The organism is Streptomyces viridosporus (genome assembly GCF_002078235.1).
Classification (GTDB): Bacteria; Actinomycetota; Actinomycetes; order Streptomycetales; family Streptomycetaceae; genus Streptomyces; species Streptomyces viridosporus.
This window is the reverse complement of the sequence record NZ_MSGP01000149.1, coordinates 1-22763: the sequence shown is the minus strand read 5'-3', so window position 1 is coordinate 22763 and position 22763 is coordinate 1. Positions and strand designations below refer to the sequence as shown.

The following is a 22763-nucleotide window of genomic DNA, read 5'->3' as shown; positions in this document are numbered from 1 at the left end:
CGCAGGGGTGCGGGCGTCGTGCTCGTCTGCGGCCCGAGGGCTGCGCACGCGTCGCTCACGGCGCGACCCCGATCGTCGTCAGCCCGGTGGTCTCGTCGAGCCCCAGGGCGATGTTCATGCTCTGGACGGCACCGCCCGCGGTGCCCTTGGTCAGGTTGTCGAGGGCGCTGATGGCGATGATCCGGCCCGCCGCGGCGTCGTACGCGACCTGTACCTGCACGGCGTTGGAGCCGTACACGGAGGCGGTGGCGGGCCACTGCCCCTCGGGGAGCAGGTGGACGAAGGGCTCGTCGGCGAAGGCCTTCTCGTAGGCGGCTCGGACGGATTCGGCGGTGACACCGGGTCCGGCCTTCGCGCTGCACGTGGCGAGGATGCCGCGGGGCATCGGCGCGAGGGTGGGGGTGAAGGAGACGGAGACCCGCTCCCCCGCCACCGCGGAGAGGTTCTGGATCATCTCGGGGGTGTGCCGGTGCCCGCCCCCCACGCCGTACGGCGACATGGAGCCCATCACCTCGGAGCCCAGGAGGTGCGGCTTGGGCGCCTTGCCGGCACCGGACGTCCCGGACGCGGCGACGATCACGGCCTCGGCCTCGGCGAGCCCCGCCGCGTACGCCGGGAAGAGGGCCAGCGAGACGGCGGTCGGGTAGCAACCGGGCACCGCGACGCGCTTGGACCCCTCCAGCGCGGCGCGGCCACCCGGCAGTTCGGGCAGGCCGTACGGCCAGGTACCGGCGTGCGGGGAGCCGTAGAACCGCTCCCAGTCGGACGCGTCCCTCAGCCGGAAGTCCGCGCCCACGTCGATCACGAGCACGTCCGGGCCGAGCCGCTCGGCGACGGCGGCGGACTGGCCGTGCGGCAGCGCGAGGAAGACGACCTCGTGCCCGGCGAGGATCTCGGCCGTCGTCGGCTCCAGCAGCCGGTCGGCGAGCGGGAGCAGATGCGGCTGGAGCGCGCCGAGCCGCTGCCCGGCGTTGGAGTTCCCGGTGAGCGCACCGATCTCGACCTCGGGATGCCCGAGCAGCAGGCGCAGCAGTTCCCCGCCCGCGTACCCGCTCGCTCCGGCAACCGCCGCACGTACTGTCATGGACCCTCCTTCTCGATGGCATGACTATACGTTTCGTTGCAGGTTTATGCAACGCGATGGGGTGAGAGGGGCCCGGGCCATGCGGCCGGGCGCTCAGGCCGCCGGGTGAGCGCTCTCTCCGGCGAGCCGGCCCCCGGGCACCCGCTCGACCTGGGCGGCGTGCCGACGGCGCCGGACCTCCGGGCGGGAGCGGATCACGCCGACGGGCGGCGGGCAGCCGGGCACCGGCCGCCGGGACCGTGCCGGCGGCCGGCGCCCCGGTGTGGTCGGGAGGACCCGCTGCCGTACGCGGCCGAGGAGGCCCGGATGGCCGCGGCCGCCCTCGCCGCGCCCGGCACCGAGCGGGTGGGCGCGGACGCCGGTGCCGCCGAGGTCGCGCGGCCGGCGCCCTCCGCCGACGTCCCGCACCTCGCCTGCCACGGTGTCGCCGATCCGCTGATGCCCCCGCGCGGTGGTCCGGTGCCGGCGCACGGGCAGGTGCTCACGCTGAGCTCGCTGCTGCGGATGCGCATCGGGGCGCGTCCGGTGGTGCTCTCCGCCGGCGACAGCGGGCCGTCCGGCACCGCCTCGCCCGACGAGGTGGCCGGGTCGCCCACCGGTCCGCTCCAGGCCGGTGCCGCGGCCGTCGTCGCCTCGCTGGGGGAGGTGCCCGACGCCACCACGCTGCTGCTGAGGACCGACTTCCACGACCGGTGGCGGACAGCTCCCGAGGCGGGCACGGCCGCGGCGCTCGTGGCTCAGCGGGGGGCTCAGGGCCTCGTCGAACGGCGCCGAACACGACCGGTTCACCCGGTGGCTGGAGCACGGTCGCCCCCGGATCCCGGTCGGTGTGGTCGGGGCCTGCTGCGAAGCGGTGGCCCTGCTCGACCCGCTGCGGTTCGCCCCTGCCTCGCCCGTCCAGTGGGCCGCCTTCGTGCACGTCGGCGCGTGACCGTGTCCGCGGTTCGCCGCCGGACGCGGGCCGCCGCTGCCGGTGCGGCGGCGGCCCGCGGGGCCGGGTCCGCTACCGCTGCTTGATCCTCAGGAACGTCACCGAGTGCGCCGGGAACGTGTACGTGAACTCGTCCGAGACGCCCCGGAAGGTGGACGTCACCGGGGTGACCGGGGTGTCCGTCTCCGTGTTCACCGCGTCCGCGTCGGCGGCCAGCGTGGTCACGCGGGCCGTGGGGGCGACCTTCGCGCCGCCGAGGTCGATCGCCGTGCGGGCCTCGGCCGGCTGGGCGTTGACGACCTTGACGATCAGCTCGCCGGTCCGGGCGTCCTCGGTGACCACCTGGCGGAACGGCTCGGCCGGCTTGTCGTCGGTGAAGCCGCCCCACTCCCGGCCGTCGAGGTAGAGGGTGACCTGGCGGCCGCGCACCTTGATGTCGATGTCGTAGGAGCGGCCCGTCTCGATCGATCCTGCCTTGGAGATCAGCGTCGACTTGCCGCCGTCCACGGCCTGCTCGACGGCGGATCGGGTGTTGTTCCAGCCGCCCAGGTTCCACCAGTAGTGGTTCCCGGTGTCCTGGACGCCGAAGGCGATGAGGAAGCCCTCCTTGCCGGACTTCTTGGTGGCCTTCACGTGCAGGTCGTAGTCGTGCCAGGCCGGGTCGCCGGCCGTGACCATGGTGTTCTCGGCGGCCTCGTCGGTCTGGACGTACCGGCCGTCCTGGACGCTCCAGCTGCCGCCGCCGACGTGCTCCCACTGCGCGGCGCCGCCGGAGAAGTCGTCGCTCAGCAGCGTCGACCCGTCGGCGGCGGTGACCTTCACGTCGTCGTACGCGGCGCTGGTCGCCCAGGTCGAGAGGCCGACGGCACCCGTGATCGGGCCGCTGACGTCCGGGGTCGTGCTCGCCGTCGACGGGACCACCCGGTCGCCGACGTTGTTCATGAAGAGCTTCTGCACCTCGTAGTTGGCCGACCCCCAGGACGCGTGGTTGTTGAACCAGATCATGTCCGGCGACCACTGGACGTAGTCCTCGTTGGCGAGCAGCGGCGCGTACGAGGCGAGCTCGACGAGGTCCGCGTTGCGCTCCAGGCCGGTCATGAAGGCGGCTTCGGCGAGACCGTTCTTCCAGGCGTTGCCCTGGGAGGCGTACTCGCCGAGGAAGACCTTGGGGCCTTCGCGGTCGTAGGCGTCGTAGCGGTCGTTGTTCTGCAGGAACCACTGCGGGCTGTTGTAGTAGTGCTCGTCGACCATGTCGACCCCGCCCTCGCGGTTGAGCTGCCAGGCGGTCTCGAAGGTCGTGCCGGAGTCGTCCGGTCCGGAGTTGGAGATCACGGTGATGTCGGGGTGCTTCGCCTCGATGGCGGCCCGGAACCTCTGGAAGCGGGCGAAGAACTCCCTGGGCAGGTTCTCCTCGTTGCCGACGCCGATGTGGGTGAGGCCGAAGGGCTTGGGATGGCCCATCTCGGCGCGCACCTTGCCCCAGGTGGAGGTCGCCGGGCCGTTGGCGAACTCGATGAGGTCGAGGGTGTCCTGGATGTGGCGCTCCAGCAGCGCCTCGTCGTCGGTGGCCCGGTTCTGGCCGCAGCCGGTCACCAGCGCCGGGACGACGGGCAGCGACATGGCACCGACGTCCTCGGCGAAGCGGAAGTACTCGTAGTAGCCGAGACCGTAACTCTGGTTGTAGCCCCAGAAGTTCGCGTTGGTCGCGCGTTCCTCGACCGGTCCGACGGTGTCCTTCCACTGGTAGGAGCGCTTGCGCTGCCAGCCGGAGGCCTCGCTGTAGTCCTCCATGGAACCGGTGTTGACCAGGCAGCCGCCGGGGAAGCGGACGAAGCCCGGTTTCAGGGCGGCTATCTTCTCGGCGAGGTCCTTGCGCAGGCCGTTCGGCTGGTTCCGGTAGGTGTCGCGCGGGAACAGCGACACCATGTCGAGGGCCGCGGCGGCGGAGGAGGCGACGGTCAGCCGGCCGCGGTTGCTGGTGCGGGACGCGGTGAACGTGGCCCTGTACTTGGTCCAGCCGCCCTCGACGGCCACCTGCCGGGTGCTCGCCAACTGACCGGCGGCGTCCTTCAGGCCGACGGTGAGGGTGGTGCCGCCCTCGGCGCGCGCCCACACGGAGAAGTCGTACCGCTTGCCCTTCTCCACACGGATGCCGGTGTTGTAGCCGGCGTTCGTGACGGAGGAACCCGCGCCCAGGGAGAGGTAGTTGCGGTTGCGCTCGCCCAGTCGGCCAGCGTCGTTCAGCACCTCGGCCGTGCCGGCGGCCGTCCAGGAGGTCAGGGGCGTGTAGGAGCCGTGGTCGGCGGTGGAGTACTCGAAGGACCGGTTCTGCACGAGCTCGGCGTACAGACCGCCGTCGGCGGCCCGGTTGATGTCCTCGAAGAAGACGCCGTACATCGTGTCGCCGATCGTCGCGCCCCGGGCGTCCGGGTCGACGGTGAGCGTGTAGTCGGTGACGTCCTCGGCGTGCGCGGGGACCGGGACGAGGGCGGCGGCCGTCAGCAGGGCGGTGGCGGTGAGACCGAGTCGGAGGCGGGCGCGGCTTCGTGCGGTGCGTGACATGGATACTCCGCGGCTCTGGGCGGGGGGACTCTGGAGTTGTTCGATATGTCGATCGTTGACCAGCACTTCGAACGGCAAGATAGGGAGGAGACAGGAGCACGTCAATGGGGCGTGCGGCGGCGGAGAGCGTGCGGGAAGGGACCCGATGGGCGAGTTCTGGCCGGTGCCCGACGTACTGGCCCATCTGCGCGGCCGCTGGCGGGTGGAGCGGACCGTGCGCGACCTGGCGAGCGGCGACCTCGGCCGCTTCGAGGGGGTGACCGTTTTCGGCCCGCTGGAGGGCGGCGGCCTGCTGCACCGGGAGTCCGGCACCTTCACCTGGCGGGGCGTCGCCCGGCCCGCCGAGCGGACGCTGCGCTTCCTGCCGGGGCCGGGCGGCACGGCGCACGTACGGTTCGCGGACGGCCGCCCGTTCCACGACCTGGACCTCTCGACGGGCCGGCACGTCGCCGACCACCCGTGCTCGGCCGACCTCTACCGGGGCGAGTTCACCGTCCACGACGAGGACCACTGGCGGACGGTCTGGCGGGTGCGCGGTCCGGCCAAGGACCTGGAGCTGACCACCGACTACGCGCGCAGGGGCTGAGCGGACACCCCGTCGAGGCACAGGCTCCAGCGGCCCGGCCGGCCGGCCACGCCGATCGTCGACAACGAGCGGACGTCGATGCTCCAGTACGTCGCCGGCGGCGCCTTCAGCACGTACACCAGGGCCGCGCGGATGACGGACGGCTCGGCCACGGCCACCACCCCGCAGCCGTCCTCCAGGGGCCGGGTGTCGAGCCAGCCGCCGAGGCGCCTGATGAAGTCCAGCAGCGACTCCCCGCCGTGCGGTGTGGCCCGCGGGTCGGCGAGCCAGGCGTCCACCGCCTCCGGCTCCCGGGCCATCGCCTCACCCAGGGTCATCCCGCGCCAGCGGCCCATGTCGCAGTCGCGCAGGGCGAGCTGGACCAGCGGGGCGTAACCGAGGCCCTCCCCGGTGGCACGGCTGCGCGGGGCCGGCGAGCAGTAGCGCAGATCGGCCGCGGCGAGCGGCAGCAGATCGGGGGCGGCCCGCTGCACCTCGTCCCAGCCGGCCCGGTCCAGCGGCCGGTCGTCCTCGAAGCGTTCGGCGAGCACCGAGGAGCTCCCCGCGGCGGCGACGAACGTGACCCGAAGTGCCATGCGGCGATGGTCGGGCGCGGAAGTATCCGGGTCAAGAGGTGCCGCCCCGAACGTTACTCAGGGTTCACCCGAGTCGGGATCCGCCGGACAAGTCGCCCGTGCCGCGGGCCGGCCGCGCGGTCGCCCGAGGACGGGCGGGCCCGCGATCGCCGGGTCCCGCCTTTCCCGGGACGCCCGGGGCCCGGTACGCCCCGGCGGACGGCCACCGACGCACCCGCGCGGCGTCGGTCCGGCCGGGGCCGGCGGCTGCCCCGCGGTCCTCGGACCGTGCGGGACACCGTGCGGGACGGTGTCGAGCGGTCATCCCGGCACCTCGTCGCAGGCGCTCCGCAGGCGCCGCACCCCTTCCGCGATCTCCCCGGCGCCCGCCACCGCCGCGAAGCTCAGCCTGAGGTGCCCGGCCGGGGGTTCGGCGCTGAAGTACGGGCGGCCGGGGGTGAGGGCGACGCCGGCGCGCAGGGCGGCGGCCGTCAGGGCGGACTCGGCCGTGCCGTCGGGCAGCCGCAGCCACAGGTGGTAGCCGCCGGAGGGGACGTGCGGCAGGGCGAGTTCCGGCAGGTGGAGACGGAGCGCGGCGGCCATGGCGTCCCGGCGGACCCGCAACTCGGCCGAGAGCGCGCGCAGATGGCGCGGCCAGGCGGGCGAGCCGACGAGTTCCAGCGCGGCCTCCTGGAGCGGGCGGGGCACGAAGAAGGTGTCGACGACCTGGATGGCCCGCAGCCGCTCCAGCACCGGGCCGTGCGCGACGAGGGCGCTCACCCGGAAGCTGGGCGAGGTCGCCTTGGTCAGCGAGCAGACGTGCACCACGACCCCGTCGGGGTCCTCGGCGGCGAGCGGTCGCGGCAGCGGCCCCGCGTCCTCGTGCACCAGCCGCCGGACGAAGTCGTCCTCGATCACGAAGGCGCCCGCCGCGCGGGCGATGCCCAGCACCTCGCCGCGCCGGTCGGGCGCGAGCACGGCGCCGGTGGGGTTCTGGAACAGCGGCTGGCAGACGAAGACCCGGGCGCCGCTCGCCCGGAACGCGTCCGCGAGCAGCGCGGGCCGTACGCCGTCCGCGTCCACCGGGACGGGCACCGGGCGCAGTCCTGCCGCGCGGGCGATGGCCAGCATGCCCGGGTAGGTGGGCGACTCGACGAGGACGGGCGCGCCGGGCGGCGCGAGCGCGCGCAGGGCGGTGGTCAGCGCGGACTGCCCGCCCGAGGTGACCAGCACCCCCGCCGCCGTCACCGGTCCCCCGACACTGCGCGCGAACCACTCGCGCAGCTCCGGCAGCCCTTCCACGGGCGGTCTCCCCCAGGCACCCGGCCTGCGCCCGGCCCGGGACAGCGCCGCCGCCATCGCCCGCTCCGGCTGCAGACAGGGGTGCAGATAACCGCCACTGAACTCGATCACCCCGGGCGGCGGCGCGGCGAGCGAGACCAGCACCCCGGAGGCGTCCACCGAGCGCGGCACGAGGTCGGCGGCGCCGTCCGCGCTGAGGGCGACCTCCTGCCAGGAGGTGTCCCCGGCCGGAGCGGCCGGGACCCGGGGCCGGGCGCGGAAGGCGCCGGCGCCGGGCCGGGTGACGACCAGGCCCTCGGCGGCGAGCTGCGCCAGCGCCCGGGAAACGGTCACGGGGCTCACCCGGAACCGCTCCACCAGGGCCCGACTGGACGGGAGCTTCTCACCGGGAGAGTAGCGGTCGAGCTCATTCCGCAGCCGATCCGCCAGTTCATCGACGCTGCTACGCTCATGCATGAGAGCACAGAGTAGCGCTACTCCCGTGACCCCGGTAGCGGTCGCCGCCCACCGGGACCGCGCCGGCCTCGGCACCCTCCAGGCCGCCCTCGGCGTCCTCGCCTTCTCCCTCACCTTCCCGGCCACCGCCTGGGGCCTGGAGGGCTTCGGCCCCTGGTCGCTGGTGGCCGTGCGCAGCGTGCTCGCGGCACTGATCGCGGGCGGCTGTCTGCTCGCCGTGGGGGCGCCCCCGCGCGCGCCGGGCCGGGCGTGGGGGCGGGTTCCGCCGCCCGACCGCCGGCACTGGCCCGGGCTCGCGGTGGTCGGTGCCGGGGTGGTCCTCGGCTTCCCGATGCTGACCACCCTGGCACTGCAGACCTCGACCACCGCGCACGCGGCCGTCGTGGTGGGGCTCCTTCCGCTGACCACGGCGCTGCTGTCCGCCCTGCGCGTCGGCTCCCGCCCCTCGCGCACCTTCTGGGCCGCGGCCCTGACCGGAGCCGCCGCCGTCGCGGTGTTCACCGTCCGGCAGAGCGGCGGCGCGCCGACCACGGCCGACCTGTACCTCTTCGCGGCGCTGCTGGTGTGCGCGGCCGGGTACACCGAGGGCGGCCGGCTGGCCCGGGTGATGCCGGGCTGGCAGGTGATCGGCTGGGCCCTGGTGCTGTGCCTGCCGCTCACCGTGCCCGCCGCCGCGATCGCGCTGGCCCTCGAGCCGGTGCGGCTGACCGCGCACAGCGTGGCCGGGTTGCTGTGGGTGGCCGCGGGTTCGCAGTTCCTCGGGCTGGTCGTCTGGTACCGGGGCATGGCGGCGATCGGCATCCCCAAGGCCAGCCAGTTGCAGCTGGCCCAGCCGCTGCTCACACTGGTGTGGTCGGTGCTGCTGCTGAACGAGCGCCTGACGCCGGCCGCCCCGCTGACGGCCGCGGCGGTGCTCGTGTGCATCGCCGTCACGCAACGGACGCGCGCCTGAGGAGTGCGTACGGCCCGCTGCCGGGCGGCGCGCCCCGCCGTAGACTCGAGGCCACGGACCGCTGCTCCCGCATCTGTGAGGAGGCCCCGATGCACGCAACCGTGGGTGACCAGCTTGTCCAGCACGGCAGGGTGGTCGGTCAGCACGACAAGGTCGCCGAGATCGTCGAAGTGATGGGGCAGGAGGGCAATCCGCCCTACCGGGTCCGCTTCGAGGACGGGCACGAGGCCGTGTGCTCACCCGGCCCCGACTCCGAGATCCGGCACAAGGCCCACCAGCGGTAGGTCAGCGCGGGGGGTTCGCCGGCTGCCGGTAGTGGTCGGCGACCACCCGCGCCATCGCCCCGACCGGGTCGGCGGCCAGCTCACGGGCGGCGAAGAAGACGTGCCCGCGTGCCGATGCGTACTTCCCGGCCAGGGCGAGGTGCCGGGACAGCTCGGCCGGGTCCTGCCAGGCCGCGGGCTGCGCCGGGTCGCCCGCCTTGTACAGCGCCTCTCCCAGGTAGAGCTGCGTACCCGATCCCCGTACGACCTCGGCCCACCAGGGGAGCAGCGCGGCGTAGTCGGCGGCGGCGAAGCCGATGTGCCAGTACAGCTGCGGGCAGATGTAGTCGATCCAGTTCTCCCGGGCCCACCGGCGGGTGTCCGCGTGCAGGTCGTCGTACGTCTGCACGCCCGCCCGGGTGCGCGAGCCGAGGGCGTCCGCGTCCGCGTTGCGCCACACCCCGAAGGGGCTGATGCCGAAGCGGGTGCCGGGCCGGACCTCCTTGATCCCGGCCGCCGTCTCGCGCACCAGCCGGTCGACGTTGTCCCGCCGCCACGCGGCCCGGTCCGGGAAGGCGCCGCCGTGGGCGTCGTAGGAGCGGTCGTCGTCGAAGGTCTGGCCGGGCACCGGGTACGGGTAGAAGTAGTCGTCGAAGTGGACCGCGTCCACGGGGTATCGGCGCACCGCGTCGAGCATGGCCTCCCGCACGAAGGCGCGGACCTCGGGCAGCCCCGGGTCGTAGTACAGCTTGCCGCCGTACGGGACGACCCAGTCGGGGTTCTCGCGGGCCGGGTGGGAGGCGGCCAGCCGGGCCGGGTCGGCGTGGAGGGCGACGCGGTACGGGTTGAACCAGGCGTGCAGCTCCAGACCGCGGGCGTGGGCCTCGGTCACGGCCGTGCCCAGTGGGTCCCAGCCGGGGTGCCGGCCCTGGGTGCCCGTGAGGTACTGCGACCACGGTTCGTACGGCGAGGGCCACAGGGCGTCGGCCGTGGGCCGCACCTGGAGGATCACGGTGTTGAGCCGGGCACGGACGGCCGCGTCGAGGTGGGCGGTCAGCTCGGCGCGCTGCTGCGCGGCGCTCAGCCCCGGCCGGGAGGGCCAGTCCCGGTTGGCCACGGTGGCCAGCCACACGCCCCGCATCTCGCCGGCCGCCTCGGCGCCGCCCCGTCCCGGGCCGCCCGGTGCTCCGGAGCCGTGCCGCCCCGGCGCGGCCGACGCCTGCGGCATCGTCGCCAGTGCCGTCAGCGCCGCCGCGAACACCCTGCGTGACACACGTCCCATCGCGCACCCCTGGAGCCCGTCGGACCGCCCGGCCGCCGCCCGCCTCGCGCTCAGAATGCCCCACCCCGGCGATCGATCATCGATACTTCGGAGTAACGTGCACGGACGGAGCAGGCACCGGGACCCGGCGGACCTGCCACAGCCGTAAGCAGGAGCGAAGGGAACGATGTGACCGACATCGAACGCGTCGGAGTGGTGGGCTGCGGTCAGATGGGTGCGGGGATCGCCGAGGTGTGCGCCCGGGCCGGACTGGAGGTCAAGGTCGCCGAGACCACCGGCGAAGCCCTGGAGATAGGCCGTACCCGGCTGTTCAACTCCCTGTCCAAGGCGGCCGAGCGCGGCAAGATCACCGCGGAGGAGCTCCAGGACACCCAGGCGCGGCTGAGCTTCACCACGGACCTCGGCGAGTTCGCCGACCGTGACCTGGTGATCGAGGCCGTCGTCGAGAACGAGCAGGTCAAGACGGAGATCTTCCAGGTGCTGGACCAGGTGGTGACCCGTCCGGACGCGGTGCTCGCCTCCAACACCTCCTCCATCCCGCTGGTGAAGCTGGCGGTCGCCACCTCGCGGCCCGACCACGTGATCGGCATCCACTTCTTCAACCCGGCGCCGGTGCAGAAGCTGGTGGAGCTGATCCCGGCGCTCACCACCTCCGAAGGCACGCTGAGCCGTGCCCAGGTGTTCACCGAGAAGGTGCTGGGCAAGCACGCGATCCGCGCCCAGGACCGCTCCGGCTTCGTGGTCAACGCGCTGCTGATCCCGTACCTGCTCTCGGCGATCCGGATGTTCGAGTCGGGCATCGCCAGCCGGGAGGACATCGACAACGGCATGGAGATGGGCTGCGCCCACCCGATGGGCCCGCTGAAGCTGTCCGACCTGATCGGCCTGGACACGGTGGCCTCGGTCGCCCACTCGATGTACGAGGAGTACAAGGAGCCGCTGTACGCCGCTCCCCCGCTGCTCCAGCGCATGGTCGACGCGGGCCGACTGGGCCGCAAGACGGGCTCGGGCTTCTACACGTACGGCTGACACCCCGACCGCGGGCCCGGCACCGAGGAGGTGCCGGGTCCGCGGCGTTCGCGCGCCGCGCGGGCGTCAGGGCAGGGTGTCCTGCCCGAGCCGGAGACGGTGCAGCAGGAGTAACGCGGCCGCCATGGTGGCGGCCGGGACCTCGCCGCGGGCGATCAGGTCGGGGACCAGTTCGAGGGGCACCCACTCCCGGCGGTCCGACTCGAAGTCGTCCACGGGGTGGCCGACGTACTCGCCCTCGTCGGCCCAGTAGACGTGGTGCCGGGCGTCGGTGAGGCCGTTGGACGGCTCCGTGCTCATGAGGTGGCGCAGGGGGCCCGGCCGCCAGCCGGTCTCCTCCTCCAGTTCCCTGGCGGCCGCCCCGACGGCGTCCTCGCCGTCCTCGACCACGCCCGCCGCGAGTTCCCACCCCCAGCTGTCGGTGATGAAACGGTGGCGCCGGAGCAGGAGGACCTCGTCGGCCCCGTTCACCACCGTGGCCACGGCGACGGGCCGCAACCGTATGAGGAAGTGGTCGAGATGCCGGCCGTCCGGCAGTTCGACATCCGCGAGATTCACCTGGAACCAGCGGTTCGCATAGACGGTCCGCTCGTTCTGCTTCGTCCACTGCACGGTCCTGCCACCTTCCGACGGGTAAGGGGCAATATCGCAGCAGGAATGATCCGGCAGCAGGCGCACGGGAGGCCGCCCACGGCGCAGCGGAAGGCGCGGAGGAGGCGCACGCCGGACACGGTGCCCCTGAACCGCCCCTGAACCGCCCCTGTCCCACAGCGGTGCTACAGCGGTACGCGCAGCGCCCCGTCGATGAGTTCGGCCGCCTCGGCCGTGCCGGCGCAGCCGCTGCGCACGAGGTGCTCGCGCACCGCCCGCAGTCGGTCGCGCAGCCGCTGCGACTCCATGCCGCGGGCCTGCTCGGCCATCCGCACCGCGATGGCCACCGCGCGGTCGGCGTTGCCCTGACGCAGTTCGACGGTGCTCAGCATGGCCAGCCGGTGCACCCGGCCCCGGTCGTGCGCCGGGGTGTCCACGGCCGCCGCGGCGTGCTCGCCGGCCGCCGCCAGCTCGCCGAGGCTCAGCAGCGCCTCCGCCACCTGGACGTTGACCAGGCCGGGCTGGACGTAACCGGTCTCGTCGGGTTCGCACCCGCGCCGGATGCGCTCGGCCGCCTGCTCGGCCCGCCGGATGCAGGCCAGCGCGTTCGCACCGTCGCCGAGGTGCGCGTAGGCCTTGGCCTGCATCGCGTACAGGTCGGAGGCGAGCGCCGGGGTGGTGTGCCGGCCGGCCGCGCGCAGTGCCGCCTCCGCGAACGCGACGGCCTGCCGGTACTCCCGCATGTACAGCGACTGGTTGACCAGCAGCGCTGTCGCATACGCGCCCAGGCCCCGGTCCCCGCTGGCCTTCGCGAGCCTCAGCGCCTGGTGGAAGTAGCGCTGGGCCAGGCCGTGCGCGTCGGAGTCGTACGCGCAGATACCGGCGACCGCCACCAGTCCGCCGGTGGCCCGGTGCAGTCGCCGGCCGGTGGCGTCGGTGTATCCGCCGCGCAGCAGCGGGGCGGCCTCGGCGTTGAGGAAGCCGACGATCCGGGCGCGCGTCGCGATGCCGCCGACCTTGCGGTACATCTGCTCGTAGTGGGTGCGGGCGGCGCGCAGCATGGCGAGGTCGCCCGGTGTGACCGGGTGTCGGCCGCCGCGGGAGACGTCCGCGTCCTCGGGCGGGTTCTCCCACTCCCACACGGGCATCACGGCGGGCGTGCCGGTGACCGCGGGCGCGCCGAGGAGGTGCGGGCGCTGCTGCTGGTCGGAGCGCCACAGGGCGGTGGCGCGCTCGACGAACCCGGACAGCGAGCCGGTGTGCGGGACGGACGGCCCGCCGGGCACGCCGAGGCCGATGTCGTCGAGGGTGACCGGGCGGTGCAGCCGGGCGGCGAGCACCTCGCAGATCAGGTCGGGCACCTGGCCCCGGGGCCGCTGCCCCTTCAACCACCGGGCGACGGCCGTGTGTTCGTACCGCAGCGACAGACCGCGCACCCGTCCGGCCCGGTTGACGTGCGCGGCCAGGCCCGTGTGCGAGATCCCGGCCTCGTCCAGGATCGCGTCGAGCAGGGTGTTGGGCTGCATGCGGCCCCCCCGGTGGATCGGTGCCGTCAGGGTAGTGGCGCTCCGTTCACACGGGGTGTGAACGAAGTGCCCGAATCCGCGGCGTGTGCGCGCTGTCGCGGAGAGTTCCCGGCCGGTTGACTGGCTTGTCTCGAAAGAGGCCGGCCGGGCCGTCGGCTCCCCCTCGTACAGTGCGGCGGCCCGTTCCCGCGCCGTCCGCCCGGCTGCCTGCCCGACACTCCGTGGCGGGGCGGACGGCGCACGGCCCCGTCGGCTCCCCCCTCACGCCGGGAACTGCAGCTGGTCGGTCGGGGGCAGGTCCGCCGCGGCCGGGCGCGCGGATCCCGGCACCCCCGCGGGGGCACGCCGGGGCGGACGCTCGTTCCCGATGATCAGCAGGGCCACGTCGTCCTCGGGCGGGCCGACCGTGTGGCGCAGCAGCGCCCCGAGGACCGTGCGCAGCACGGCCCGGGGGGCGACCGGGTGCTCGCCCGCGGCGTCGGTGAGGACCTCGCGCAGGGGGAAGAACCGGCCGTCGGCGTCCCGTGCCTCCTCGGCTCCGTCCGTGTGCAGGACGAGTGCGTCGCCGGGCAGCAGGCGTCCGCAGGCAACGACGGGGAGTTCGGAGGGCAACGGGAACGGGCCGAGGGGTGGGAGCGGATCGGCGCGGGCGAGCGGATCGGCACGGGCGCCGCTCAGCAGATACGGCCAGGGATGCCCGCAGTTCAGGGCCCGCACCTCCCCGTCCGGGAGGATCTCCAGCACCAGTACGGTGACGAACTCCTCGCAGACCGGGGCGTCCGCGGTGCCCGCGGGAGCGTGCTCGTCCCCGGCCCGCTCCCGCAGGTGCCGGGCCACCGCCCGCTCCAACCGGCGCAGCACCCCGGCCAGTTCGGCCTCGTCGTGCACGGCCTCGCGGAAGCTGCCGAGGACGGCGGCGGCGGTCCCGACGGCGCCGAGCCCGTGCCCGCGGACGTCGCCGATGACGGCCCGTACGCCGTGCTCGGTGGCGACCACCTCGTACAGATCGCCGCCGATCCGGGCCCCCCGGTCGGCCGACACCTGGACGGCGGCGACGGCCAGTCCGTCGACGTGCGGGGGCGGCGTCCGCAGCAGCGCGCCCTGCGCGGCCTCGGCGACCCGGCGGACCTGCCGCAGTTCGCGCAGCATGCTGTGCCGGACGTGCAGCACCAGCCCGGTGCAGACCGCACACAGCACGGCGCTGCTGACGAGACGCGCGCAGAGGGCGTCGTCCCGGGCGAGCGGGCAGGTCAGCCGGTAGGCCACCGCGGTGGCCCCCAGGGCCACGGGCAGGGCGAGGTCGCGCACCCGGCGCCGGCCGCCCGGCCGGACGGCGGCACGGCGGCCGTCCGTGCGGGACCCGAGCGGAAGGCGGAAAGGGGCGGGAGCGCCCGAGGCGGGCCGGGGCGGCACCCAGCGGGGAGTCCCAGCCTTGAAGCGGATCATGCCGATGGCCCCCCATATAGGCCCTGACAGCCATATAGGCCCTGACAGCGCGGACCGGCCCGGAAAGGCCGGTCCGATTCTGTCGACCGCATGCCCCTATCCGGACGTATCGCCCGGAATTGTCACCCGAACGAGTGAGGTGACCGGCGGTACGGGGGCGTGAGGGGCGTGCGCCGTCAGAAGGGGCGCGAGGGACCGCGCCGGCCTGAGGCACGCGCGTGCCCCAGGTCGGCGCGGTCGCCCCGGTGGCTAGCCCCTCAGGACGGCCCCGGTGCGCTCGCCGGCGAGGGCGACCGCCGACTCCCGGGCCGCCGACGCCTCGTCGACGGTCAGGGTCCGGTCGCCCGCGCGGAACCGCAGCGCGTACGCCAGCGACTTGCGGCCCTCGCCCAGCTGCTCGGCGTTCTCGTACACGTCGAACAGGCGGATGGACTCCAGCAGTTCACCGGCGCCCTCGCGCAGCGCGGTCTCGACGTCCGAGGCGGGCACGGACGCGTCGACGACCAGCGCGACGTCCTGCGTGGCGACCGGGAAGGTGGAGATGCCCGGTGCCCGCGGGGTGTCGTCGCCGACCCGCTCCAGGGCGTCCAGGTCCAGCTCCATCGCGCAGGTGCGCGCGGGCAGGCCCAGGGTCTTCAGGACGCCCGGGTGCAGCTCGCCGGCGTGGCCGATGACCTGCTCGGTGCCGTCGGCGGTGACCACCAGCTCGGCGCAGCGGCCCGGGTGCCACGGGCCGTACCGGCCCTTGCGGACCACGAGTTCGGCGCCGGCCTCGCGGGCGACGGTCCGGGCGGCCTCCACCGCGTCGGCCCAGTCGGCCGGGCGGCCCTTGCCCCACCAGCCGGCCTGCTCACGGGCCCCGGCGAGGACCACGGCGACGTGCCGCGGCTGCTCGGGCAGCGCGGCGTTCAGCCCGGCGAGCTCCTCGTCGGTGGGCCGCCGGTCCACGGGCAGCCGGACGGCGGTCCGCCGCTCCTCGCCGGGGAGGAAGACCAGACCGGTCTCGAACAGGGCGAGGTCGTGGCTGCCGCGTCCGTCGTTGCGGCGCAGCGCGCCGAGCAGGCCCGGCAGCAGCGAGGTGCGCAGCGCCGGCTCCTCGTCGCTGAGCGGGTTGGTCAGCTTCACCACGCGGCGGGCCGGGTCGTCGGCGTCCAGGCCGAGCTGGTCGAAGACCTGCTCGGCGATGAACGGGTAGTTCGGCGCCTCGACGTACCCGGCACCGGCCAGGGCCCGGCCGATCCGGCGGTGCAGCCGCTGCCGCCCGGTCAGGCCGCGCCCGGCGGGCGGCCGGGGCAGCGTGGAGGGCAGGTTCTCGTAGCCCTCCAGGCGGATGACCTCTTCGGCCAGGTCGTTCGGGTCGGTGAGGTCGGGCCGCCAGGACGGCACGGTGACGATCAGCTCGTCCTTCCCGCCCGCCTCACGGACACCGCTGCCCGACGGCGCGTTCCACGCGGCCGTGTTCCCCACGACGTCGCAGCCGACCTCCTGGAGGCGGCGGACGACGGTCTCCCGGCCGTAGGCGACGCCCGCGACCCTGTCCGGGTGGTCCGCCGGGATGGTGATGGTGCGCGGCGCGGTCGGGGCGACGACCTCGGTGACCCCGGCCTCGGCGGTGCCGCCGGCGAGCAGCACCAGCAGGTCGACGGTGCGCTGCGCGGCAGCGGCGGCGGCCTGCGGGTCGACGCCGCGCTCGAAGCGGCGGGACGCCTCGGAGGACAGCCTGTGGCGGCGGGCGGTGCGCGCGACGGACACCGCGTCGAAGTGCGCGGCCTCGATGACCACGTCGGTCGACGCGTTCTCGGTGGCGTCGTGGTCGGCGATCTCCGTGTTGGCGCCGCCCATGACGCCGGCGAGGCCGATGGGGCCGCGCTCGTCGGTGATGACCAGGTCCTCCGGGTCGAGCGTGCGCTGGACCCCGTCGAGGGTGGTGAGCTTCTCGCCCGGCTCGGCCCGGCGCACGCCGATGGTGCCCTGGACCAGGTTGCGGTCGTAGGCGTGCAGCGGCTGGCCGAGCTCCATCATCACGTAGTTGGTGACGTCGACGGCGAGCGAGATCGGGCGCATGCCGACCTTCTGCAGCCGGCGCTTCAGCCAGATCGGGGAGCGCGCCTCGGGGCTGAGGCCGGTCACCGTGCGGGCGGTGAAGCGGTCGCAGCCGACGGGGTCGGAGACCTTCACCGGGTAGCCGAAGGCGTTCGGGCCGGGCACGTCGAGCAGCGCCGGGTCGCGCAGCGGCAGGCCGTAGGCGATGGCGGTCTCGCGGGCCACACCGCGCATCGACAGGCAGTAGCCGCGGTCCGGGGTGACGGCGATGTCGAGGACCTCGTCGACCAGTTCGAGCAGTTCGACGGCGTCCTTGCCGACCTCGGTCTCCGGCGGCAGCACGATGATGCCCTTGGAGCCGTCGTCGCCCATGTCCAGCTCGTCGCTGGAGCAGATCATGCCGCGCGACACCCGGCCGTAGGTCTTGCGCTCGGCGATCTGGAAGTCGCCGGGCAGCACGGCACCGGGCAGCGCGACGACGACCTTGTCGCCGACGGCGAAGTTGCGGGCACCGCAGATGATCTCCTGCGGCTCGCCGGTGCCGTTGGCCTCGCCGACGTCGACGGTGCAGAAGCGGATCGGCTTCTTGAAGCCCTCCAGCTCCTCGATGGTGGCGACCCGGCCCACCACGAGGGGGCCCTTGAGGTCGGCGCCGAGGTGGTCGACGGTCTCGACCTCGAGGCCGGCCGAAATGAGCTTGGCCTGGACGTCCCGGCCGGTCTCCGTCGCCGGCAGGTCGACGTACTCCCGCAGCCAAGAAAGCGGGACCCGCATCAGATCTCCATCCCGAACGGCCGGGTGAACCGGACGTCACCCTCGACCATGTCTCGCATGTCCTCGACGTTGTGGCGGAACATCAGCATCCGCTCGATGCCGAACCCGAAGGCGAAGCCGCTGTACTTCTCCGGGTCGACGCCGCAGGCGGTGAGCACCCGCGGGTTGACCATGCCGCAGCCGCCGAGCTCGATCCAGCCCTCGGACGAGCAGGTGCGGCAGGGCCGGTCGGGGTTGCCCACGGACTCGCCCTTGCAGACGTAGCAGAGCATGTCCATCTCGGCGCTCGGCTCGGTGAAGGGGAAGAAGTTCGGCCGCAGCCGGGTCTTCATGCCCTCGCCGAACAGCGACTGCACCATGTGGTCCAGCGTGCCCTTGAGGTCCGCCATGGTCAGGCCCTCGTCGACGGCGAGGAGCTCGACCTGGTGGAACACCGGGGTGTGGGTGGCGTCCAGTTCGTCGGTGCGGTAGACGCGGCCGGGGCAGATCACGTAGACCGGCAGCTCGCGGTCGAGCAGGGAGCGGATCTGCACGGGCGAGGTGTGGGTGCGCAGCACGACACCGGACTCGGTGCCGCCCCGGGGTCCCTGCACGAAGAAGGTGTCGTGCTCCCCGCGGGCCGGGTGGTCCGGGCCGATGTTGAGGGCGTCGAAGTTGAACCACTCGGCCTCGACCTCGGGCCCCTCGGCGACCTCGTAGCCCATGGCCACGAAGACGTCCTCGATGCGCTCCGACAGGGTGGTCAGCGGGTGGCGGGCGCCGGCCGGCACGCGGTCGTGGGGCAGCGTGACGTCCACGGCCTCCTCGACCAGCACGCGGGCGTCCCGCTCCGCCTCGAGCTCGGCCTGGCGGGCGGCGAGGCCCTTGTTCACGGCACCGCGCGCCTGGCCCACGCGCTTGCCGGCGTCGGCCTTGGCGTGCGGGGGCAGGGCGCCGATCTCGCGGTTGGCGAGGGCCAGCGGTGAGGTGGGGCCGGTGTGGGCGACCTTGGCCTCGTGGAGCGCGTCGAGGGAGTCCGCGGCGGCGAAGGCGGCGAGCGCCTCGTCCCGCATGCGCTCGATCTCTTCCGGTTTCAACGCCTCGACCTCGACAGGGTCGTACGACTTATTGGGTGCCGACATCTCTTCCCGTGCTTCCGATTGGCTGGCTGATGGTCCCCGTCACCGACTCGTGGCCGGCCCCTCGACGAATCCTCCGCCGTCCGCGAGGTTCGCCCGGGATCCGTCCGAGACCCGTCTCGGGACACAAAGGTGCCAAGGGTCGAGTCTAACGGGGCGGGGAGGAACGGATGTGCCCGCGGGCCGCTCAGGCGAGATACGCCGGTGCCCCCACGGGCAGCGTAAATCGGAACTGGGCGCCGCCCTCGGGGGCGCGTCCGACCGTGATGGTGCCGCCGTGGGCCTCGACGATGCCCTTGACGATGTACAGCCCCAGGCCCGTCCCGCCACGCTTGCTGCCCCGCCAGAAGCGGGTGAAGACGCGGTTCATGGACTCCTCCGGGATGCCGGGCCCTTCGTCGCTCACGGTGACCGACGTGGCTGCGTGCTCGGCGCCGTCCCGTTCGCGCGGGGACACCGAGGGCGTGATGTCGATGGTGACGTTTCCCTCGCCGTGGCGCACCGCATTTTCCAGCAGGTTGCCGAGCACCTGGTCGATCTTGTCCGGGTCGGCCCACAGGTCGGGCAGCGGGTGCTGGACCCGCAGCAGGAACCGGTCGGTCGGCTGCCCGGCGGCGACGTACGCCTGGATGTGCCGTCCGACGGCGGCGCCGATGTCGACGGGCTGGCGCCGCACCTCCAGGCGCCCGGAGTCGATGCGCGATATGTCGAGCAGCTCGGCGATGAGCCGGGTGACCCGGTCGGCGTCGGCGTCGACGGTCTCCAGCATCAGCCGCTTCTGGTCGTCGGTGAACCGTTCCCACTTGGCGAGCAGGGTGGCGGTGAAGCCCTTGACGGAGGTGAGCGGGGAGCGCAGTTCGTGGGCGACGGTGGCGATCAGCTCGGCGTGGCTGCGCTCGGTGCGGCGCCGGGCCTCGGTGTCGCGCAGGGTGACGACGACGCGGTGGACCGGTCCGGTGGGCCGGGTGCGGACGTAGCGCGCCGAGACGAGGACCTCGCGTCCGCCGGGCAGTAGCAGGTTGCGCTCGGGCTGGCCCACCCGGATGGCGAGGCCGCCGTAGGGGTCGGTGAGCTGCCACCAGCGGCGGCCCTCCAGGTCCTCTAACGGCAGGGCCGTCTCGAGCCGCTGCCCGAGGGCCCGCTCGGCGGGGACGGCCGTGATGCGCACGGCCGCCGTGTTGAAGCAGATCACCCGCCCGTGCTCGTCGGCGACGACGAGTCCGTCGGGCAGCTGGTCGGGGTCGATGCCGAGCTCGGCGTGCTCACCGGGCCGGGACGCGGGCGGGCGCGCCGTCCGCCGTGCTCCCGGTGCGCTGCTCGTGCCGACGCTCATCCCCGTATCCCACCTCTCGGACCTTCCTCGGGGCGCCCCGTGCTCGAGCCCTGCCGAGAGCTTGGGGGAGGGTCCCCGAGCTGGTCACCCTACTAGTTCCCGGTGACGGAGCGGCACCCTCCGACGGCGCGCTGTGCACGCGCCGACGCGTAGAGACATACGGCGGCGGCGGTCGCCAGGTTCAGGCTCTCCGCCTTTCCGTGGATCGGGACGCGCACGACGGCGTCGGTGAGCGCGCGGGTCTCCTCCGGGAGCCCCCAGGCCTCGTTGCCGAAGACCCACGCGGTCGGCCCGCCCATGGTGCCCTTGTCCAGTTCGTCGTCGAGGTCGCGGTCACCGGCGCCGTCGGCGGCGAGCACCCTCACGCCCGTGTCCCTCAGTCCGGCCACGGCCTGCTCGACGGGGACGCCGATCGCGACGGGCAGGTGGAACAGGGAGCCGACGGAGGCGCGGACGGCCTTGGGGTTGTACGGGTCGACGGAGGCGTCGGTGAGCACCACGGCCTCGGCTCCGGCCGCGTCGGCGCAGCGCAGCACGGTGCCGGCGTTCCCGGGGTCGCGCACGTGGGCGAGGACGGCGACGAGCCGGGGCCGGGCGGCGAGGATCTGTTCGAAGGGCGTGTCCAGGAACCGGCAGACCCCGACGAGCCCCTGCGGGGTGACGGTGGTGGAGATGTCGGCGATCACCTGCTCGGAGGCGAGGTGGACGCGGGCTCCGGCGCCCCGGGCCTCACCGACGATGTCGGCGTACCGCTCGGCGGCCTCGGGCGTGGTGAACAGCTCGACGAGCGTGGGGACGGGCCCCTCCCGGTGCGCGGCGGCCTCCCGCACGGCCTGCGGCCCCTCGGCGAGGAACAGCCGCTCCTTCCCCCGGAAGTTCCGCTTGGCCAGCCGCCGTGCGGCCAGGACGCGGGGGGAACGGGAGGAGATCGGCTCGGGGACGGCAGGGGCCATGCTGGTCACTTTCGGTAGCTCGTCGATCTGCGGCGACAAGGTCTTTCCGCCGCGGCGGCGCCCGGCCGGCAGCGGCGGTGCCGGACGGCCGCGGTCATCCGCGGCGCACAAGCGACGGACCCGCGGGTGGATACCCGCGGGTCCGTCCGATGGCGTCGGCTCAGGCCGGCGCCGGCGTCACGCAGCCTTGGGCGCGTTCACGTCCGCCGGCAGCGCCTTCTGCGCGACCTCGACGAGCGCGGCGAAGGCGGTGGCGTCGTTGACGGCCAGCTCGGCCAGGATCTTGCGGTCGACCTCGACGTTCGCGGCCTTCAGACCCTGGATGAAGCGGTTGTACGTGATGCCGTTGGCGCGGGCAGCGGCGTTGATGCGCTGGATCCACAGCTGACGGAAGTCGCCCTTGCGCTTCTTGCGGTCGTTGTAGTTGTAGACCAGCGAGTGGGTGACCTGCTCCTTGGCCTTGCGGTACAGGCGCGAACGCTGACCGCGGTAGCCGGAGGCCTGCTCGAGGATCGCCCGGCGCTTCTTGTGGGCGTTGACTGCCCGCTTGACGCGTGCCACTTCTTAACTCCTTGTAGCGGGGCCGCGGTGGTGCGCACACGGCCCGAAATCGAATGGGTCCCGGTCTGACGTACGTACGGCGCTCGCGCGCCGGGGCGTCACTTGCCGAGAAGCTTCTTGATCTTCGCGGCGTCGCCCGGGGCCATCTCGGCGTTGCCGGTGAGGCGACGCGTCACGCGGGACGACTTGTGCTCGAGCAGGTGGCGCTTGCCGGCGCGCTCGCGGAGCACCTTGCCGGAGCCGGTGATCTTGAAGCGCTTGCTGGCACCGCTGTGCGACTTGTTCTTCGGCATAGCGCCGTTCTCTCCTCGTCGGTGGCGCTCCGGTGCCCGGTCGCGAAAACCGGGCACGGTGGAGCGTCGTACTTGTTTCGGTTGCTTCCTGGGGCTCGCGCCCCCGGAGTCACGCCTCGGCAGGCTCCTCGGCGGCCGCCTCGGCGTCGGTGTCCGCGGGGTTCTGCGAACGGCCGGGGTTGGCCTTCGCGGACGCCTTGCGGGCCTCCTGAGCCTGGCGGGCCTCGGCCATCGCCTCGGTCTTCTTCTTGTGCGGACCGAGAACCATGATCATGTTGCGGCCGTCCTGCTTCGGGTTCGACTCGACGAACCCGAGGTCCTGGACGTCCTCCGCGAGCCGCTGCAGCAGCCGGTAGCCCAGCTCGGGCCGGGACTGCTCGCGACCGCGGAACATGATCGTGATCTTGACCTTGTCGCCCTGCTTGAGGAACCGGACGACGTGACCCTTCTTGGTGTCGTAGTCGTGCGGGTCGATCTTCGGCCGGAGCTTCATCTCCTTGATGACCGTGTGCGCCTGGTTCTTGCGCGCCTCACGGGCCTTCATGGCCGACTCGTACTTGAACTTCCCGTAGTCCATGAGCTTGCACACGGGCGGACGGGCGTTCGCCGCGACCTCGACCAGGTCCAGGTCGTACTCCTGCGCAAGCTCCAGTGCCTTCGCGAGCGGCACGATGCCGACCTGCTCGCCACTGGGACCGACAAGTCGCACCTCGGGAACGCGAATCCGGTCGTTGATGCGGGGCTCGGCGCTGATGGATCCTCCTCGGTAGCACCACGCGACGGTCTGGCGGACAGCCGCGTAACGTCTNNTCGAACTACCGGAGCACCGCCGCGAGGATCGCGGGGCGCGCTTTCGGGCGGGCCGCCGTCACGGGGACGACGCCGCCTGACCGGTGACCCGCCACCCTGAGGGCGGCCAGGTGGGAGTTCGAAAGCCTCCACTTATGGGCCGGGCTCGCGAGCCGTGAGGCATACGGGTCCGACCGGTCGTTACACAAGGTTAGCAGCTCCCGAGAAGGTGCGCTAACCGCCCGTCCCGCCCCTCCTGCCGTCAAGGGGACACGCCCGGTACGCCTATCGTGTGGGGCATGAGTGACACCTCCGCCCCGGACTCCCCCGAGACC

20 protein-coding genes are annotated in these 22763 nt (G+C 73.5%); 5 read left to right on the top strand and 15 right to left on the bottom strand.

The features are described 5' to 3' along the window. Window positions 1-55 precede the first annotated feature (55 nt). Window positions 56-1084, bottom strand: a complete 1029-nt coding sequence (gene argC / locus B7L92_RS11665) for an N-acetyl-gamma-glutamyl-phosphate reductase (protein ID WP_081237356.1) — start codon at window positions 1082-1084, stop codon at window positions 56-58. A 105-nt stretch (window positions 1085-1189) separates the two neighbouring features. On the opposite strand from argC, the gene B7L92_RS11655 reads away from it, so the two are divergent. Then, complete coding sequence (locus B7L92_RS11655) at window positions 1190-2101, top strand: CHAT domain-containing protein (protein WP_368656243.1); 912 nt, start codon at window positions 1190-1192, stop codon at window positions 2099-2101. Here B7L92_RS11655 and B7L92_RS11650 read toward each other — a convergent pair. Beyond that, window positions 2088-4577: an alpha-L-arabinofuranosidase family protein gene (locus B7L92_RS11650; protein WP_081237353.1), complete on the bottom strand. Its 2490-nt coding sequence runs from the start codon at window positions 4575-4577 to the stop codon at window positions 2088-2090. The genes B7L92_RS11655 and B7L92_RS11650 overlap by 14 nt on opposite strands. Before the next feature lie 145 nt (window positions 4578-4722). Here B7L92_RS11650 and B7L92_RS11645 point away from each other — a divergent pair, with 145 nt between their 5' ends. After that, complete coding sequence (locus tag B7L92_RS11645) at window positions 4723-5163, top strand: DUF6314 family protein (protein ID WP_081237352.1); 441 nt, start codon at window positions 4723-4725, stop codon at window positions 5161-5163. On the opposite strand, the gene B7L92_RS11640 is transcribed toward B7L92_RS11645, so the two are convergent. Both B7L92_RS11640 and B7L92_RS11635 read right to left on the bottom strand, forming a co-directional pair. Then, window positions 5145-5738 (bottom strand): histidine phosphatase family protein, encoded by a 594-nt coding sequence (locus B7L92_RS11640; protein WP_081237351.1) that lies wholly within the window; start codon window positions 5736-5738, stop codon window positions 5145-5147. The two genes, B7L92_RS11645 and B7L92_RS11640, sit on opposite strands and share 19 nt — an antisense overlap. 300 nt (window positions 5739-6038) lie before the next feature. Further along, the gene (locus B7L92_RS11635) at window positions 6039-7475 is read right to left on the bottom strand and encodes an aminotransferase-like domain-containing protein (protein WP_081237350.1); all 1437 of its coding nucleotides are present in this window, start codon (window positions 7473-7475) and stop codon (window positions 6039-6041) included. Here B7L92_RS11635 and B7L92_RS11630 point away from each other — a divergent pair. Beyond that, window positions 7474-8427, top strand: coding sequence for a DMT family transporter (locus B7L92_RS11630; protein WP_081237349.1), 954 nt, complete (start codon window positions 7474-7476; stop codon window positions 8425-8427). The two genes, B7L92_RS11635 and B7L92_RS11630, sit on opposite strands and share 2 nt — an antisense overlap. Before the next feature lie 89 nt (window positions 8428-8516). After that, on the top strand, window positions 8517-8711 hold the full coding sequence (locus tag B7L92_RS11625; RefSeq protein WP_004990418.1) for a DUF1918 domain-containing protein: 195 nt from the start codon (window positions 8517-8519) through the stop codon (window positions 8709-8711). Window position 8712: 1 nt separating this feature from the next. Here B7L92_RS11625 and B7L92_RS11620 read toward each other — a convergent pair whose 3' ends face one another. Continuing rightward, window positions 8713-9972, bottom strand: coding sequence for a glycoside hydrolase family 10-like protein (locus B7L92_RS11620; RefSeq protein ID WP_174703952.1), 1260 nt, complete (start codon window positions 9970-9972; stop codon window positions 8713-8715). A 168-nt stretch (window positions 9973-10140) separates the two neighbouring features. Between B7L92_RS11620 and B7L92_RS11615 the strand changes: the two genes are divergently transcribed. Beyond that, window positions 10141-11001, top strand: a complete 861-nt coding sequence (locus B7L92_RS11615; RefSeq protein ID WP_081237347.1) for a 3-hydroxybutyryl-CoA dehydrogenase — start codon at window positions 10141-10143, stop codon at window positions 10999-11001. Window positions 11002-11067: 66 nt separating this feature from the next. Here the strand turns inward: B7L92_RS11615 and B7L92_RS11610 are convergent, their stop codons facing one another. The 10 genes from B7L92_RS11610 to infC form a co-directional block, all read right to left on the bottom strand. Beyond that, window positions 11068-11613, bottom strand: a complete 546-nt coding sequence (locus B7L92_RS11610; RefSeq protein WP_081237346.1) for an NUDIX hydrolase — start codon at window positions 11611-11613, stop codon at window positions 11068-11070. A gap of 164 nt (window positions 11614-11777) precedes the next feature. Next, complete coding sequence (locus B7L92_RS11605) at window positions 11778-13118, bottom strand: NsdA family TPR-like regulatory protein (RefSeq protein WP_081237345.1); 1341 nt, start codon at window positions 13116-13118, stop codon at window positions 11778-11780. Window positions 13119-13379: 261 nt separating this feature from the next. Then, on the bottom strand, window positions 13380-14564 hold the full coding sequence (locus B7L92_RS11600; protein WP_255310888.1) for a PP2C family protein-serine/threonine phosphatase: 1185 nt from the start codon (window positions 14562-14564) through the stop codon (window positions 13380-13382). A 249-nt stretch (window positions 14565-14813) separates the two neighbouring features. After that, window positions 14814-17381 (bottom strand): phenylalanine--tRNA ligase subunit beta, encoded by a 2568-nt coding sequence (gene pheT, locus B7L92_RS11595; protein ID WP_081237344.1) that lies wholly within the window; start codon window positions 17379-17381, stop codon window positions 14814-14816. Further along, the gene (gene pheS, locus B7L92_RS11590) at window positions 17381-18502 is read right to left on the bottom strand and encodes a phenylalanine--tRNA ligase subunit alpha (RefSeq protein ID WP_050793811.1); all 1122 of its coding nucleotides are present in this window, start codon (window positions 18500-18502) and stop codon (window positions 17381-17383) included. Before pheS ends, pheT begins: the two co-directional genes overlap by 1 nt. Before the next feature lie 184 nt (window positions 18503-18686). Further along, window positions 18687-19832 carry a sensor histidine kinase gene (locus B7L92_RS11585; protein ID WP_081237343.1) on the bottom strand — a complete coding sequence of 382 codons (1146 nt, stop codon included), beginning with the start codon at window positions 19830-19832 and terminating at the stop codon, window positions 18687-18689. A gap of 92 nt (window positions 19833-19924) precedes the next feature. Then, a complete protein-coding gene (locus B7L92_RS11580; protein WP_081237362.1) occupies window positions 19925-20785 on the bottom strand; it encodes a TrmH family RNA methyltransferase in 861 nt (286 codons plus the stop codon). Window positions 20786-20962: 177 nt separating this feature from the next. After that, the gene (gene rplT / locus B7L92_RS11575; RefSeq protein WP_004933571.1) at window positions 20963-21346 is read right to left on the bottom strand and encodes a 50S ribosomal protein L20; all 384 of its coding nucleotides are present in this window, start codon (window positions 21344-21346) and stop codon (window positions 20963-20965) included. A 98-nt stretch (window positions 21347-21444) separates the two neighbouring features. Then, the gene (gene rpmI, locus B7L92_RS11570; RefSeq protein ID WP_003977225.1) at window positions 21445-21639 is read right to left on the bottom strand and encodes a 50S ribosomal protein L35; all 195 of its coding nucleotides are present in this window, start codon (window positions 21637-21639) and stop codon (window positions 21445-21447) included. A 109-nt stretch (window positions 21640-21748) separates the two neighbouring features. Further along, the gene (infC, locus tag B7L92_RS11565) at window positions 21749-22393 is read right to left on the bottom strand and encodes a translation initiation factor IF-3 (protein WP_081237342.1); all 645 of its coding nucleotides are present in this window, start codon (window positions 22391-22393) and stop codon (window positions 21749-21751) included. Between the last annotated feature and the right edge of the window lie 370 nt (window positions 22394-22763).